This window comes from Microcystis sp. BLCC-F210, assembly GCF_042134685.1.
GTDB classification, from domain to species: domain Bacteria; phylum Cyanobacteriota; class Cyanobacteriia; order Cyanobacteriales; family Microcystaceae; genus Microcystis; species Microcystis aeruginosa_D.
Genome location: NZ_CP169647.1, coordinates 1,772,489 through 1,787,256, shown reverse-complemented (window position 1 = coordinate 1,787,256; position 14,768 = coordinate 1,772,489). Strand labels below are relative to the sequence as shown.

At 39.5% G+C, this 14,768-nt stretch carries 15 protein-coding genes; 2 read left to right on the top strand and 13 right to left on the bottom strand.

Annotation, left to right across the window (positions count from 1 at the left end):
- The first annotated feature begins 25 nt into the window (after window positions 1–25).
- Window positions 26–667: a Uma2 family endonuclease gene (locus ACE3JL_RS08610; protein ID WP_271990664.1), complete on the top strand. Its 642-nt coding sequence runs from the start codon at window positions 26–28 to the stop codon at window positions 665–667.
- Here the strand turns inward: ACE3JL_RS08610 and recN are convergent.
- From recN to ACE3JL_RS08595, 3 genes are all read right to left on the bottom strand, one after another.
- Entirely contained in the window at window positions 644–2,398 is a 1,755-nt protein-coding gene (recN, locus tag ACE3JL_RS08605; RefSeq protein WP_375329277.1) for a DNA repair protein RecN, read from the bottom strand. The two genes, ACE3JL_RS08610 and recN, sit on opposite strands and share 24 nt — an antisense overlap.
- 50 nt (window positions 2,399–2,448) lie before the next feature.
- Window positions 2,449–3,129 carry a two-component system response regulator RppA gene (rppA, locus tag ACE3JL_RS08600; RefSeq protein WP_271990660.1) on the bottom strand — a complete coding sequence of 227 codons (681 nt, stop codon included), beginning with the start codon at window positions 3,127–3,129 and terminating at the stop codon, window positions 2,449–2,451.
- Window positions 3,130–3,262: 133 nt separating this feature from the next.
- Entirely contained in the window at window positions 3,263–4,321 is a 1,059-nt protein-coding gene (locus ACE3JL_RS08595) for a DUF2157 domain-containing protein (RefSeq protein WP_271990657.1), read from the bottom strand.
- 179 nt (window positions 4,322–4,500) lie between these two features.
- Here ACE3JL_RS08595 and ACE3JL_RS08590 point away from each other — a divergent pair, with 179 nt between their 5' ends.
- The gene (locus ACE3JL_RS08590) at window positions 4,501–4,971 is read left to right on the top strand and encodes a DUF29 domain-containing protein (protein ID WP_271990654.1); all 471 of its coding nucleotides are present in this window, start codon (window positions 4,501–4,503) and stop codon (window positions 4,969–4,971) included.
- Window positions 4,972–5,363: 392 nt separating this feature from the next.
- Here the strand turns inward: ACE3JL_RS08590 and ACE3JL_RS08585 are convergent, their stop codons facing one another.
- From ACE3JL_RS08585 to ACE3JL_RS08540, 10 genes are all read right to left on the bottom strand, one after another.
- The gene (locus ACE3JL_RS08585; protein WP_375329276.1) at window positions 5,364–5,498 is read right to left on the bottom strand and encodes a hypothetical protein; all 135 of its coding nucleotides are present in this window, start codon (window positions 5,496–5,498) and stop codon (window positions 5,364–5,366) included.
- Window positions 5,499–5,556: 58 nt separating this feature from the next.
- Window positions 5,557–6,279: a Uma2 family endonuclease gene (locus ACE3JL_RS08580; RefSeq protein WP_375329275.1), complete on the bottom strand. Its 723-nt coding sequence runs from the start codon at window positions 6,277–6,279 to the stop codon at window positions 5,557–5,559.
- A gap of 122 nt (window positions 6,280–6,401) precedes the next feature.
- Window positions 6,402–9,761, bottom strand: coding sequence for a helicase-related protein (locus ACE3JL_RS08575; protein WP_375329274.1), 3,360 nt, complete (start codon window positions 9,759–9,761; stop codon window positions 6,402–6,404).
- 52 nt (window positions 9,762–9,813) lie between these two features.
- Window positions 9,814–10,041, bottom strand: a complete 228-nt coding sequence (locus ACE3JL_RS08570; protein ID WP_185238376.1) for a DUF4926 domain-containing protein — start codon at window positions 10,039–10,041, stop codon at window positions 9,814–9,816.
- Between the two features lie 12 nt (window positions 10,042–10,053).
- A complete protein-coding gene (locus ACE3JL_RS08565) occupies window positions 10,054–10,386 on the bottom strand; it encodes a DUF6883 domain-containing protein (RefSeq protein WP_002790331.1) in 333 nt (110 codons plus the stop codon).
- 44 nt (window positions 10,387–10,430) lie between these two features.
- On the bottom strand, window positions 10,431–10,646 hold the full coding sequence (locus tag ACE3JL_RS08560; RefSeq protein ID WP_375329273.1) for a hypothetical protein: 216 nt from the start codon (window positions 10,644–10,646) through the stop codon (window positions 10,431–10,433).
- Between the two features lie 6 nt (window positions 10,647–10,652).
- Entirely contained in the window at window positions 10,653–10,871 is a 219-nt protein-coding gene (locus tag ACE3JL_RS08555; protein ID WP_190359537.1) for a YgiT-type zinc finger protein, read from the bottom strand.
- Between the two features lies 1 nt (window position 10,872).
- Entirely contained in the window at window positions 10,873–11,193 is a 321-nt protein-coding gene (locus ACE3JL_RS08550; RefSeq protein WP_052278164.1) for a DUF4258 domain-containing protein, read from the bottom strand.
- Between the two features lie 182 nt (window positions 11,194–11,375).
- Complete coding sequence (locus ACE3JL_RS08545) at window positions 11,376–11,627, bottom strand: DUF2281 domain-containing protein (RefSeq protein WP_072923991.1); 252 nt, start codon at window positions 11,625–11,627, stop codon at window positions 11,376–11,378.
- Between the two features lie 82 nt (window positions 11,628–11,709).
- Complete coding sequence (locus ACE3JL_RS08540) at window positions 11,710–14,727, bottom strand: Eco57I restriction-modification methylase domain-containing protein (RefSeq protein ID WP_375329272.1); 3,018 nt, start codon at window positions 14,725–14,727, stop codon at window positions 11,710–11,712.
- Window positions 14,728–14,768: the final 41 nt, after the last annotated feature.

Genomic DNA, 14,768 nt, shown 5'->3' with positions numbered 1-14,768 from the left:
AAGTTCAAAGCGGGATCGGATAACTATGCAACAGCTAGAAACTAGGGGGATAACTGACTCATGGATTAAAGCTAGTTGGGAAGAATACTTAGCAGCAATTAAAAACTTCCCGGAAAATCAAGGAAAAAGTTATTATTACAATGGCTATTATCGATTAGAAATGACTCCTATTGGATTTGAACACGCTAGAGATCATCACGTTGTCTTTTTGGGGGTGAGTCTCTACGCTATCCTCAAAGAAATTCCTTTTCAAGGACTCCCCACTTGTTCCTATCGCAAAAGAGGAATTAGAGAAGTGCAGCCCGATATATCTTACTATCTAGGAGAGAAAGCGAATCTGATACCAAATGGGACTTCGATTATTGATTTAAATCAGTATCCCCCACCAGATTTAGTCATTGAAATCTCAAAATCTACCCTTAATGATGACTTAGGCAATAAACGCTTACTCTACGAAGAATTAGGAGTTAGTGAATACTGGAGTGTTAAGGTAGATGATCCTCAAATATTTGCTTTTGAAATAATTGATCGAGGTAGCAAAAGAATTGATATATCAAAGGTTTTACCTAATTTAAAACTTGCGGTTTTAGAGTCAGCTTTACAACAGGCACGCACCAGAGATCAAAGTCAGGTGGGACGTTGGTTAATCAGTCAATTTCAAGGTTAAATTCTCCTGTTTTTTAGCAGCCGCTTTCTCCAATAAAGACTCGGCAAAAGCGATGGCAGCCGCTGCCGAATTTCCTCCCGTTAATTGTGCCAATTCTTCCCTTCTCGTCTGACGATTATCGAGAGAAGTAACCCGGACAACCGTGCGAATTTCCGAGGGATTAGTGGGATTATCTTCGGCAATCATTTGTTTATAAACTCGGAAATGGTGATCAGCTAAAGCAGCCACTAAGGGTTGATGAGTAACGCATAAAACCTGATATTGTTGACCTAATTGATCTAATTTATCGGCAATTGCTTGAGCAACTTTTCCCGATACTCCCGCATCGATTTCGTCAAAAATTAGGGTTGCCGCTGCCGATTGGGATTGGGAAAAACAGGACTTTAACCCTAGGAGAAAACGACTCATTTCTCCTCCGGAAGCGGTACTGGATAAAGGTTGGATTTTTTCCCCCGGATTGGGACTAAAATAAAATCCCACTTGATCGACTCCCAGACTGCTAGGATTACCCGGAGCAATCCGACAGACAAAAATCACCTTTTCCATGGCTAAAGGTTTTAATTCCTGTACCAATTGTTTTTCTAGTTGACTAGCGGTTTCTTGTCGAAAAAAGGTCAACTGGGTGCTAGTTTCTCGATAGATTTTTTCCTGTTGCTGACAAATTTTTTCTAATTCCTCAATCGATTGTCCTTCTCCCGTCAACTCCGCTAATTCCTGCTGTAATTTCTGATAATAATCGATCGCTTCGGCTAAACTTGGGCCATACTTGCGACAAATCCGCTTAAGTTGGACAATTCTCTCTTCTATCTCGTTCAATCTCTCGGGATCTGCTTCTAGACTATCCCCATAAACGTTGATTTCCTGTCCCGCTTCCACCACCTGATTTAATGCCGATCGCACCATCTCTAAAATTGGCTCTAAACTGCTATCATAAACCATCATATTTGTCAAGATATTTTCAGCTTTTCCTAACAAATCAGCGACGGCGGGTTGATCGCGATCATTTTGGTAGAGGAGTTGATAGACTTGATAGCTGGAATTTTGCAAATCGACAGCGTGGGAGAGTCGGTTTCTTTCCTGTTCCAACTGTTCCAATTCGTTAGCGTCAGTTAAATTAGCTGATTCTAGTTCTTTTAGTTGATATTCTAATAAATCTAATCTTTGTAGGCGATTTTGTTCCGATTGCAACCTATTATTTAAAATATTCTTGCTTTCTTGCCAGTTAGCGTAGGCTATGGCTACCTTTTCCCGCTGCCGCAGCAGCGATTCACCCCCGTAGAGATCTAATAATTCCCTCTGTCGATTAGCGTCCATTAACTGAACTGTTTGACCTTGAGCGGTGATTTCTACCAAAAAATCTCTTATTTGCGCCATTTGTTGGCGATTAGCGACGACTCCGTTAATCCGAGAACGAGAACGCAAGGAATTATTAGTAATCACTAATTCCCGGCTGATGGTCAGACTATTATCTTCTAATGGGTCAATTTCCTGACTTTCTAGCCAAGCAATTAATTCTGGAGTTAGAGAAAAAGTCGCTTCTAGGGTTGATTGTTGACTTCCCTGACGGATGACGCGATGATTGACTTTACCACCGAGAACAATATCGATCGCATCTAATATAATCGATTTTCCTGCCCCCGTCTCACCGGTCAGTACATTTAATCCGCTGCCGAAAGTTAATTCTAAGCGATCGATGAGGGTAAAATTTTCAATTTGTAGGCAGGATAACATATATCAGTAATCAGTAATCAGTTGCTATTCTTATTATCTTTCAGCATTCCCTAATTTTCCCCGAAACGGTAGCCTTTCCCATAGACAGTATTAATTAGAGGTGTTTCTCCGTCCGCTTCGATTTTACGACGCAGTAAGCGCATCAGGGCAGCAACTACGTTACTATTAGGTTGCTCCCCTTCTGACCAGAGATGCTGATAAATTTGTTCATGGGTGAGAAGTTGTCCCGGATGGGTCATAAATAAAGTTAACAATTGTACTTCTTTTGCTGATAAACTGATCGTGCGACCGTGACGATAGGCCACTTGATTTTCGCTATCGAGTTCTAAATCAGCACATTTTAATTTACTGCTATTACTAGCTTCAAAATTGGGAGAACGACGCAATAAAGCGCGGACTCTTGCTAATAATTCTCGCAGTTGAAAGGGTTTGACTAAATAATCATCAGCACCGGCATCTAATCCCGCCACTCGATCATCTATTGTGTCCTTAGCGGTTAGAAATAAAACGGGAGTGGTGTCCCCTTGATCCCGTAAATATTGACAGATTTGTAATCCGGATTGCTGGGGTAACATCCAATCGAGAATTAAGAGGTCATAATTATTCTCTTGTGCCAATTTTAACCCCGTCCGACCATTATCAGCAATATCAACGTGATAGCCTTCTTGAGAAAGAATTTGTTCTAAAGGTTCGGCTAATTCTTTTTCATCGTCAACGATAAGTATTCGCATAGAAGGAAGATTATGAGTTATCGGTGATCAGTTATTGGATGTGAGTTATCAGTGATCAGTGATCATATATGAGTTCTCAGTTCACTGTTTACTGATTACTGTTTATTGATCACTGAAAAACCATTTCTCCTAATTATCTATCTTTGGGTAATAAATTGCGCCATTCAAGAGGGATATAACTTTCAATAAATCTAGCCAGAGTTTGGTAATGACGCTGGTATAAAACTCCCATATAGATAATACCAAGTCCTAGGACAGTTAGGGCAAAGGGAAAGAAAATTGAATCGGCAAAGAGACGATAGGAGAGATAGGAAAGATAGGCAAATACTCCGATGCCTCCAAAAACTACAAATAATCTTCTTTTTAGCAGGACTGATAATAACATCAATCCCAAGTTAATTAGACAGTACAAAAATCGTTGCGTTTCATTATCATCCATGAGGAGAGATAGACTAAACCAAAACATAATCAATCCGAATAGGTATAGCCAAAAAGCAAAATCTCCCCGACTACGACGCTGACGTACATCAATTAAATAGGCAGTTATTAAACAGGCAATTCCCAACCAAAAGGATACCCACAGTCGCAGTCTCCATGTATATTCGTTCTCTCCAAATAGTAAAGGGGTTAAGTCCATTGACATATACCATAAACTAAAGGCAATGGGTGCAGTTAAAAAAGGAAATTTAACAAATCGCAAAGTTATTATTCCTGCGATAATCGTGCCTAATTCCATTAAAAACCAACTGCCTTTAATCCATGTATGGAAATCTCGATATGTACCCGGATATCCATCTTGCCAGTACCCCGTCCAGCGTTGTAAACCGTAGATTGCTAAGGGAGTCATTGCCACTGCCATGGTAAATAAAAGACCGCCAGGGATTTTGAGATTTTGCTGAAAATAGAGATTTTTTCCCGTCAAAATAAAACAAATTGCATAAAACAGGGCGATAAAAAATAGGCCTGCACCGCCGAAACTTTCCCAAGCTTCGTTCATAAACCACCCCAGAGCAGAGATAACAATTAATGCCCCAAAATAATAGGCTACATTAGCGAAATTAAAGCGAGGGCTATTAACTTCATCTTCCTGGGGATAACGGGACAAAAAAGCCGTCCATAAATTTTCAGCTTGGCTGGCAGTAATTAGGTTTTCTTGTACCGCCCAATCAAAATCTTCTCTTTCTAGTCTCATAATATTCTCTAGTCCTTAAGCTAAGATGTATTTTAACCGCTTATCCTAATGATAAGGGAATAGGGAATAGGCGCAGAGGTCAAATCCTGTAATAAAACTTAATATTTACCGATAGAAATATCCGAAATCTGCAAAATGAGAGTATTATTCAATCTAGATTAACTATTATCGAAGCCATCATGACAACTAAATCAGAACTCTATGAACAAGATTTTCAATTATGGCTGATAACAACAATAGGTCAGTTAGAACAAGGAGATTTTCAGGCATTAGATGTATCTCATTTGGTTGAGGAGTTGAAAGAATTGGGTAAATCAGATAAAAATGCCCTGGAAGGAAATTTAATGATTTTGCTGGCTCATTTACTGAAATTAAAAGTACAATCATCTGCCCCTGAAAGCATGAAATCTAGCTGGTATAGCTCCATTGTCGAACACAGAGAACGAGTTATCGCCTTACTAGAAAACACCCCTTCTTTGAAATCTCATCTAGCAATCGCCATCGATAAAATCTATCCTAAAGGTCGTAAAATTGCCATCAAGGAAAGTAAATTGGCTGACTTTAGAATTGCGATTCCTCCGGAAGAATCATATCCCTTAGACTGCCCTTTTTCCTTAGAACATATTCTTGACGAAGATTTCTATGGCTAATAATTTATATTTAATCCATCAGCTAAGACGCTTTCAAAATGCTTCTAAACAGTCTTCAAATCTCAAAAACTGGGAAGCTATACAAGTCATAACATTTTTCACAAGTAATGGCAGAGATGTTCCCTCAGACCCACTGTAATTCGCCGCAAGACTTGCCGTTTTTCTTGTTTAACATCATATTTAACATTAATAAAATGCCACCGTTCTTGGTGAAAATCAGAGAAAACAAAGAGAGTGTAGAGATAGTTTTTTAGTATTTGAGTAACGACAAGACGCTCTAAATTGAGCAGCAGTTGCTTAGAGTTGAGACGAGCATAAATAACCTGAAAATCTTCCCCCCCAGAAGCTAATAGGATTGGATCTTTTGCTAATGCTTCTACTGCTTTATTTAGTCAATTGCGTCGGGACAGGGTTTGATTTTCTCGCTTGTAATTTAACTCAGACCAGAATAATTTTTTGAGCGCATCCAATCCTCTCAGGGATGAAAGAAGGTCATAAACTGACTGCCGAAGTTCAATATCACTCATAAGTTTTCCCACGACCTCTCATTTAGGTTTACTTTCTCTAGGACTTTTGCCACTTCAGTTAAATTGTATCGGGATCGATGCCTAATTCTCGCAATTTTTGGGCTAATTTTTCCTTGGCTTGTCGTTCCCTTTCTTTTTCTAAAAGAGCCTGTTCTTTTTCTAAAAGAGCCTGTTCTTTTGCCTGTCTTTGCTCTAATTCCGCTTCTTGAGGGGTGGGGACTAATTGACCATCGGCGGTAAAATAACGCAGTTTCCGGTCAAATATCCCTAAATATAATCCTAACTGTTCACTCCACAGATAACCCAGTTCATTGGGAGAAATGGCTTGATATTGTCCCTCAATTAGTCTAAATCCTTGTAATTCTAACGTATTAGGATCGAACCAAAAATAATTAGGAGTGCGAAAGGTATTTTGATAGAGAGTTTTCTTGTTATTGCGGTCAATATTGGCCGTAGAATCGGAGAGAATCTCGACAATTACATCGGGATATTTACCCTGTTCTCCCCAAACTACCCAACTTTTGCGGGGACGTTTTTCGGTATCTAAAACCACAAAAAAATCGGGACCACAGAAATCACGTTTTTTTAGTTGTTCCGCGTTGTAGTAGATAGTTAGATTTCCCGAAGCGTAGTAATCACTCCTCTCGCGCCATAATAATTCTAGACAACTAAGAAGAATGATGATCTGTTGCAGGTGTAGATCACTTTCCAAGGGTGGTTCATCACTCCATAAATCTGTGGGGGGATAGGTGACATCTGGGATTATGTCTAGGGCTGTCATGACTTTTCCCGGTATTTTAGGATTGATTAATTATAGCTTTTTCTCACTACTTTAGAGATGGTGCTGGGAGATTTTAGCCAATAACTTATAACTTAATCCTATACCTTGACCGATCGCCGTTTCTAAACTAAAGCCTGACTGCAAATAATGATGGGAATTGGTTGCTCCTCACCTTGCAAGCGGCGGCGATCTAACCAGTCTCGCATCTCATGTTGGCTGTATAATTTCTTCAGTTCGCTAAACAAAGCTTCTCCTGTCAGGCTACGGCGCTTAATCAGGTTTAACTCGCGCTTCAGTACAGTGGTAATCGGTTGGCGAAAGGCCTGTTCTAATAGGTTAACCTGCTTACGGATTTCTTCATCCTGAGTGGTTTTGAACAGCAGTCCCAATTCTCGCAGGACGTAGCGCTGTGCTTGAGTCAGAGAACGGCTGTACTCACGTTCCGATTGGCGGTGTTGGACTTCTTGGGCAAATTTCACCTTGACTTGCATGACTGCTTGGTTGTAATTTTTGGGCAGCGGCAGTGCTGCTTCTTCTGGGTTGGTTTTGAGCATTCCTAAAATGCGGGCAGTATCTTTTGATCTGATCTCTCCCTGTTCATCGAGCCAATATAATTGCTGGTAGCCCTTCCAATCTTTGCGGTTCGGATAAGAAGCTTCACAGAAGATAATTATGCCCTTATTCAGAGAAAAGCGAGCCGTTCGGATGCCATGGGGCAGGTTAGCTATCCGTTCGTATTCAGCCGGATTTTCTCGCTGGAGTTGTCTGAGAATTTCTTCCGCTTCGTTGAGGTCGAGAAATTCTCCCTCATCTTCAAACAAACTTAATTGATGGCTGCTACTTTTTTCATAAATCGCATACATAGCCTCTTCGTTAAGCTGTTCTGTGGGGTCAAGAATTGCCGCATCCTCCCCTATGGTTTCGTGAATTTCTTGAATGCGGTTTTTGAGTTTTTGTCGTAATCCTAGATTCCGCTCTAATCCCGTCTCTGGGAGAAAATTAAAGCCATAAACCACATCATTTTCGCTGCCAATTCGATCGATCCGACCAAACCTTTGAATGAGTCGGACGGGATTCCAATGCAGGTCATAATTAACAATCAGGTTGCCATCTTGTAGGTTTAAACCTTCGGCTAAAACATCGGTAGCAATTAAAGTCTTGATTTCCGACTCTCCCGGAGTCAATTTATAGTATTTGTTGGCTTTAGGGGCAAATCTTCCCACTACCCGCGCCTTATCTTTATTGCCACTGTAGATGACTTCTAGATCGTCTCGATCGCCGTTAGGATTGAGGTTTTGATACAAGTAAGAGGCGGTATCAGCATACTGAGTAAAAATAAGGCACTTGCTATCCTGCAGCGGGGGTTTATTCAACCAGCTTTTGAGGGTTTGTAATTTAGCGTCTTTGTCTGGGGTAATTGGCTCAACTAAGTGCAAAATTCTCTCTAGCAATTGGATGTCATGTTCGAGGTGTTTCTGCAATCTTGGGGCATCAAAATCAGCTAGATCATACTTCCCAGATGCCTGACTCAAGGCATCGATAATGTCTTGTTCTTCCCCATTGTTTGGTTCACAGAGAATTGCCTGAGCTTCTTCTCCGGCGGGGATAATTCCTTGGCGTAAAGCTTCTCGAAAGCGTTGATGGACTTGCAGTAATTTCTTAACAGTTTGTTGGAAGGCATAAACGCTAGATTCAAAGCGTTTGAATAACAGGACTCGCATCAGTCCTCTTAAATTTGCTCCCCCATTTTGTAAACTGAGTAATGGTTCTTGTTTGCGCTTATTTGGTAATACATAATTTCCCAAACCATAACGAGCATAGCAAAGTTCATTTTTACGAGGGTTGGCTGGTTGCTGTTGGCGAGATTGCCCTAAATATTGGCGCAGTTCCTGGTAAAGTCCTTGATAGGTATCTTCAATACTATATTCAATGGTTTGTAGTTCTCTTTTGGGAAAAAACTGATGCTTACCACCCACAATAACGTAAGCGCGTTGATTGCCGTTTAAATAATCCTTGAAATTGTCTGCATCTACGGGTTTATGAGTCTTGGCATCAAAGCCGTACCAGCGTAAAATGTGGTTGCGGGTGCGCCGGATCAAGATGTTAGATAACAAGTCAGGTAACTGTTTTTCCCCTTTCTCTACTAATTGAAAATATTCTTTTAGATCGGGCGGTTCTATGGGTAAATCTGTCTTATCATCTTGATGAAAGAGCTTAATCTGATGATAAATATCCCAAGCACTTTTATTACGAGGAGTTGCTGTCAGGAAACAGCATTGTCTCCCAGCTGCTAAAAAAGCTTCGACAATTTTATATTTTTGGGTTGCAACATTCCGCAGGTTATGACTTTCATCAATTAAGATAAAATCTCGATCTTTGTATTTAAAATCTTCTAATAAAACTCTGATGCCACTGGTTTCATCTTCCCGCAGCAATCCCATCGATAAAACGCGGGCGTTAAGTTGATAAATTTCGTTGTAGCGTTCCCACATTTCCACCAGTGGCGCTGGACAAATAATTAAGGGGCGGGCTTTTTCCACTTGTTCAAAGCGTTTGACAATGGCAGCACCAATGAAGCTTTTTCCTAGTCCTACCACATCGGAAACGAAACAACCCCCATACTCGCGGATGAGTTTAACTGCTTGGTTAACTGCTACTTTTTGAAAGTCTGCTAGTTTCTCGGTAATTTCGTTATCTATCATCATTTCGCTGGCAGTTTCTTCTGTCAATCGATCGCGCACGAGCATATAGAGAGTTTTCATATAGATGTCGTAGGGACGTACTGGCATCATCGCCCAAGATTGTTGTAAAGACTGCATCAGTGTTCCATCAAATTCTGTTGCTTCCTGCCAAAGTTGATTAAACCATTCTGTTAAACTGGCGTGGTTTTCATTACCGTGAACGATAACATTAAGTTCGGTATTGTGGGAAATTCCTGATAAAGTAAGGTTAGAAGAACCAACGATAGCAAGGCCTTTTTCTTGACGTTCTAGGGGTTGTCCCTGCTGGTTATAAATTGTCCCGTAGTCGAAGATATAGGCTTTAGCATGGAGTCGCCCTTGAGTATAAACTCGCACCTGAAGGCGTTTTTCTTCAATCATTTGAACCAGCTTTTTTACTAAGGTTTCTGCTTCATCTGTTTGGTCCATTAGTTCGACGCTGGAACGAATATTATCGGCGGTTTCTGTTGCCATCTGCTTGCGTTCTGTCCGTTTGGGGTATTCTTGTGCTTCCAGATGGTTTTTAATTAGTTCTAAGCGCCGGTAGCCTTCTGCTAGTTGTTCGATGGTTTCCCGGTTGCTGGTGTTGCCAATCAGGAGGCGCATTTGTTGGATAGTGGCGAGACGAGTTGCGATCGCAGTAAAGCCAGAGAGGAAGAAGTAACCGACGGCAAAATGAGCGGCTTCTGAAGAGTGAAGAATTTGGTTGATGTTATCGACTAATTTTTGCTGGCGATTGTCGATGATGTCGTGGGTAGGCATAGTTCGATATCCATAAGATAATTGTTATATCAATAATGTTTCTTAAGAAAATTTACCCTATATTTACAGCTAAATTTTTAGGTTCTAAGGGAGAATGATATAATAACATTAGTTGATTTTCTTGTAAGGTTTCGATAGCATAAGCACGTCCTGATGTGTCGCTAAATTCCACTTCAAAAACTGTGGGTTCATAAACTTCTACAATTGTTCCGACTTGTCCGCAATATAATCCTAATTGGGGTAAGTCTTCTAATAAGGCAACTACATCTAAGAGTTTCATTTGATTATCTCCTTAAAGTACATAACAAGTCACTAAGCGGGGAAAGTTTTCGTCATTTCTGATGATCCAAACACTGTGAATAATGGCGGTTTTGTTTTGATGAGTCAGGGGAAAATCAATAACATACTTTTGTCCATATTGATTGATTTTGTCAGGAATAGCATCATAGGTTTTAACTGCTTCTAGGAGTGCATTTTTAAGAAATTGAACGTTATTAATATCTAAGTTTAAGACGGATTTAAAAACCCTGGCTTTATGCTGTCCATCTGAATGATTTAGATTTAGGGCATAACCGGTCAATTTGTTATCATCAATAATGGTATTTTTAGGATTGGGTAATTTCACATTATACCACCTACTCAATCATTGTCTCTGCTGCCTTGATTGAACTATGATCTATGGCGCTCTCGGTCAATTTCAGAAAATATATCATCGAGTTCTGGTTGATTTTTCCATACTCCAATAAGAGTTTCTAAGTCTTCCCACAATAATTTTTTTTGAATTAAATTATCGGGGATTGACAGAGAAATTTTTACGCCATTAGGAAGAGATAAATCCTCTAATAGCTCGATAGTATTGCCTTTGATAATTCCTTGTATTTTCATAGTAGTTTAGGATAATGCTTGCTCAACTAAGACGGCAGTTTCACGATCTAGAACAGAGAGAGTTTCTTGAATTAAATTCACTTCACGAGCTTCAAAAAGCACTTCGCCACACTGTTCGCACACCCAAGCAGGGACAGCATCCCAAGAAAGATGGTATCCGTTGCGATCAATGGCAAAGGGAGCAGTTCCCCGTTTCATTTGTCCCTTGCAGCAGAGGCATTCCATTCTAACGTCTCCTTCTAAAATTAGATGACCACTTTGATGGATCGGGAAGGTAGGCAGTAATAATCGCCAAATATTCGTCTTTGGGAGCACAGACGACATGAATCGGTCTGCTATTTTCTCCAAATCCTAATATTAAACAACTTTGTCCCCTCACATCTTCAGGATAGCTTTCTATCAGTTCACCTGTCATGACAACAGTTTCGATCTCGGTTGTTGTCATCATGCGATCGCCTCGTGACATCTGCCCAATAGTATGGGGAAGAAACAGAAGTCTTTTGGCTGCTGCTTCTCGTACTTGTTCGAGTATCTTGTCAGAAGTCACTTCAACTGGTTAAGCTCTATATTTGCTGTGGTTTTGGGGCAATGGAGACTAAATCTAAGGAAATTTCATTTGTGAGGGGGTGGTTGCTTGTGTCATGGGTTAATTCTCTTGGGGGTTTTAATAATTATATCTCAATCAGGAATAATTAAATCAATTATTTCTCTCCGAGATTATTAAATCTGTCATTTTTTTGCTGGACTTTTAAGGTATTTTTTATTATAAGATAGATCGCCTATTCCACTTTCCACACACCTCACTAAATCTTTAGCTGATTCATAAGCAGAAATCGGTTCTTCTTCTTCTGTAATTTCTGTCTTCTCTGCCTTAAATTGCAAGAATTCAATAAAGTCGATTACTTCTTGCTGTTGTTGGGGGGTGAGGGTGTGCAGTTTTTCTAAGATGGTTTGTGAGGGGGTAGTTGTTGCTTGTGTCATGGTTTCATTCTCTTGGGGGTTTTAATAATTATATCTTGATTTCAGATACCCGACTTCTTAAAGAAGTCGGGTATCTAACCCCTTACAGTCCATATAATGCCGCTACTCTCTCATCTATCTCTTTCTCCCATTCTTCACAGTTAACTCCTTTGGCATCTAAGCATTTCTGTACTAATTTGATGATGGGTTCTTTTTCAGATTCAGAAGCGGGAGGGATGGGGATTTTTTCAACATATTGACGTTTAAATCTCAAATAACCCCCCCTTACTTGCGCTCCTATTTCCAGGAAATACTTATAAACAGGAGATGAATTCAGAACACCAAGTAAATATAAATCACTTTTTGGTATAATAAAGGCAGTCATGTCAGGATAAACGCCAGTTATATCTAAAGTAAATCTTGGTTCTGGAGCAATATCAGGGAAAATAATTTTCTGATGTTCAAAGGAAGATTTATATTTTACTTGTGGTTGTTGAAGCTCATACCATTTCTGTTTTGCGGCTCTTTTTTCTAGTCTATCTTTATAACTATAAAGATAATCAATAATATCGTCTATTGGTTCAATATCTATTCCTTTATACATATAAATTACATAAGAATTTATAGATGTTATATTCCATTTCTTGATATCTCTTCCCAAGACAAGTGGTTTTATATATTTTGAATTTATAGGATTTACCTTTAATAACAATTCATAATCTTTATGACTAATATAAAATGCTTTATTAAATCCTGTTTTTATACCAGCATAGATATGTCCATCAACATACATTTTTAAGGATATACTGGATCGAGTCATTTTACTAATTGTATTAGTTGTTAAATTATTAGACAATATCCAATCCTTCCCATTCAAAGCACTTTTAGGTAAAACATTTCCTTGTGTTTGAGTCAATCTTAAAACATCAGGATAAGGATCATCTAATGATTTAACTTCAGTAAATATAATTGAATTATTTAAGTCTTCTCGCTTATTTAAAATAAAAATCATTGGGTAAGCAGTGGCACTTTCAAAAACTGGTAAATCCCCAAAATCGGTAATACTTCTCACCTGACAAGTATCAGCGATATGCTCTCTTAACTTCTCCCCATACTTTGCACGGAACCATTTATTAGAAGAAATAAAAGCTAACATTCCCCCAGTTTTAAGTAATTGTAAAGCTCTCGCATAAAAGTAACAATATAAATCAGACCTATCACTGTGAACTTCAGGGAAATTTTTCCGCAAAGCAGGTTTAATTTCCTTAAATAACTCCATTCTCACATAGGGGGGATTTGCTACCTGAATATCAAAACCTCCCTCCGCTAATACCTCGGCAAACTCCACCACCCAATCAAACCCTTTTGAGATAGCTTCCTTATCACTCGCAATCACAGAAGCACTGCCATGGGTTAATAAAGCAATCTGTTTCTTAACCTCATTAATCTCCTGTTCAAGACTTTGTTTATCACTGCCTAAATGCGCTCTTAAATACTTCGCTTTAGCTTCCCTAAACCGATGGATAAACTCCTCGCGCACCATCCCAGAACCTTGGGGATTAGGAGCAGTTAGACTATCTCCTGTTTCAATTTTAAACTTCAAATTGGGTAGCGGTGGCGGATTGTCTCCCTCATATTCAACCGCTAAGGAAAGCCATAACCTTAAGCGAGCAATATTAACCGCAAAAGGATCGACATCAACTCCATAGATATTAGTTTCAATAATCTCTAACTTGCGCTGATAAACCGTTTTGTAATCAATGCCTTTAGTGGCAAATAAACACTGACGCAAATCTAATAACTCATGCAACATTCCCAATAAATAAGCTCCACTTCCACAGGCAGGATCACAGACTTTGACCTGTTTTAAGGTTTCTAAAACTGCCTCTGGATTCTTTAAGTTAATAGCATTATATTCGTCAACAAAAAGCTCAATCGCTTCTTTGTTTTCAGAAGTTAACTTACTGCTTAAATATCCCTTCAACGCCTCCCGACACATAAAAGAAACAATCGGTTTAGGTGTGTAATAACTGCCTGATTCATGTCTCCCCGTGACTAATTCCTCAAACACTTTTCCCAACATTTCTGGGTCCACTGCTACCTCCACATCAAGGGGTGTACTCTCAGTTACAGTGAAATTAAAATTACTAAAAAGGCCCTGTAAGATAACATCGATCGCCTGATCGGGTACTATTATATTAGGATTGCGGTCATCCTCATCCTGTTCAAATAATCCCCCATTAAGATAGGGAACTGTGCCGATTATTTGCCGAAGAAAACCACCGTTATTGATACCAATAATATCCGTTTGTTGGGGATTATTCAGTCCCGTAAAAAACAGATAAGTCAAGCGATTATGATAAAAGTTTTTGTTCGAGATGCTGTTATCATTCTGATAATCCTGCCATAAGGTTTCTAGATAGTCTGTTTGTTCGTTAAACTTCAGCCAACCTTTTTTCTGGATAAAAACAATGAACATCAGGCGATTAAATAGCTTCTGAGTAAATAGTCTTCTCTGGTCAGCATTAGGGATAGTTTTAGTAATTAATTGCTCAACTTTTTCAAAGACCGAGCGATACTGTTCAAAAAATTTCTTAGTAACTTTCTCAACATCAAAAGCTTCATCATGACGTTCCTGAATCGCTAAAGGAGACTCGGAACTAATATTATCTAAATCTAGTAAACTTAGGCGTTCTGTGGCGGTTCGTAACTGTTCCCCCGAACCCACTGTAATTCGCCGCAAGACTTGCCGTTTTTCTTGTTTAACATCATATTTAACATTAATAAAATGCCACCGTTCTTGGTGGAAATTAGAGAACACAAAGAGAGTGTAGGGATGGTTTTTTAGCAGTTGAGTAACGACAAGACGCTCTAAATTGAGCAGCAGTTGCTTAGAGTTGAGACGAGCATAAATAACCTGAAAATCTTCCCCCCCAGAAGCTAATAGGATTGGATCTTCTGCTAATGCTTCTACTGCTTTATCCGGCCAATTGCGTCGGGACAGGGTTTGATTTTCTCGCTCGTAATTTAACTCAGACCAGAATAATTTTTTGAGCGCATCCAATCCTCTCAGGGATGAAAGAAGGTCATAAACTGACTGCCGAAGTTCAATATCACTCATAAGTTTTCCCACGACTTCTCATTTAGGTTTACTTTCTCTAG

Excerpts from the sequence above, each read along its gene's own strand:
- ACE3JL_RS08580 (WP_375329275.1), bottom strand. The coding sequence starts at position 6,279 with ATGACAGCCCTAGACATAATCCCAGATGTCACCTATCCCCCCACAGAT.
- ACE3JL_RS08540 (WP_375329272.1), bottom strand. The coding sequence starts at position 14,727 with ATGAGTGATATTGAACTTCGGCAGTCAGTTTATGACCTTCTTTCATCC.
- ACE3JL_RS08595 (WP_271990657.1), bottom strand. The coding sequence starts at position 4,321 with ATGAGACTAGAAAGAGAAGATTTTGATTGGGCGGTACAAGAAAACCTA.
- ACE3JL_RS08570 (WP_185238376.1), bottom strand. The coding sequence starts at position 10,041 with ATGAAACTCTTAGATGTAGTTGCCTTATTAGAAGACTTACCCCAATTA.
- recN (WP_375329277.1), bottom strand. The coding sequence starts at position 2,398 with ATGTTATCCTGCCTACAAATTGAAAATTTTACCCTCATCGATCGCTTA.
- ACE3JL_RS08585 (WP_375329276.1), bottom strand. The coding sequence starts at position 5,498 with ATGAGTGATATTGAACTTCGGCAGTCAGTTTATGACCTTCTTTCATCC.
- ACE3JL_RS08575 (WP_375329274.1), bottom strand. The coding sequence starts at position 9,761 with ATGCCTACCCACGACATCATCGACAATCGCCAGCAAAAATTAGTCGAT.
- ACE3JL_RS08610 (WP_271990664.1), top strand. The coding sequence starts at position 26 with ATGCAACAGCTAGAAACTAGGGGGATAACTGACTCATGGATTAAAGCT.
- ACE3JL_RS08555 (WP_190359537.1), bottom strand. The coding sequence starts at position 10,871 with ATGGAATGCCTCTGCTGCAAGGGACAAATGAAACGGGGAACTGCTCCC.
- rppA (WP_271990660.1), bottom strand. The coding sequence starts at position 3,129 with ATGCGAATACTTATCGTTGACGATGAAAAAGAATTAGCCGAACCTTTA.
- ACE3JL_RS08560 (WP_375329273.1), bottom strand. The coding sequence starts at position 10,646 with ATGAAAATACAAGGAATTATCAAAGGCAATACTATCGAGCTATTAGAG.
- ACE3JL_RS08590 (WP_271990654.1), top strand. The coding sequence starts at position 4,501 with ATGACAACTAAATCAGAACTCTATGAACAAGATTTTCAATTATGGCTG.
- ACE3JL_RS08545 (WP_072923991.1), bottom strand. The coding sequence starts at position 11,627 with ATGACACAAGCAACAACTACCCCCTCACAAACCATCTTAGAAAAACTG.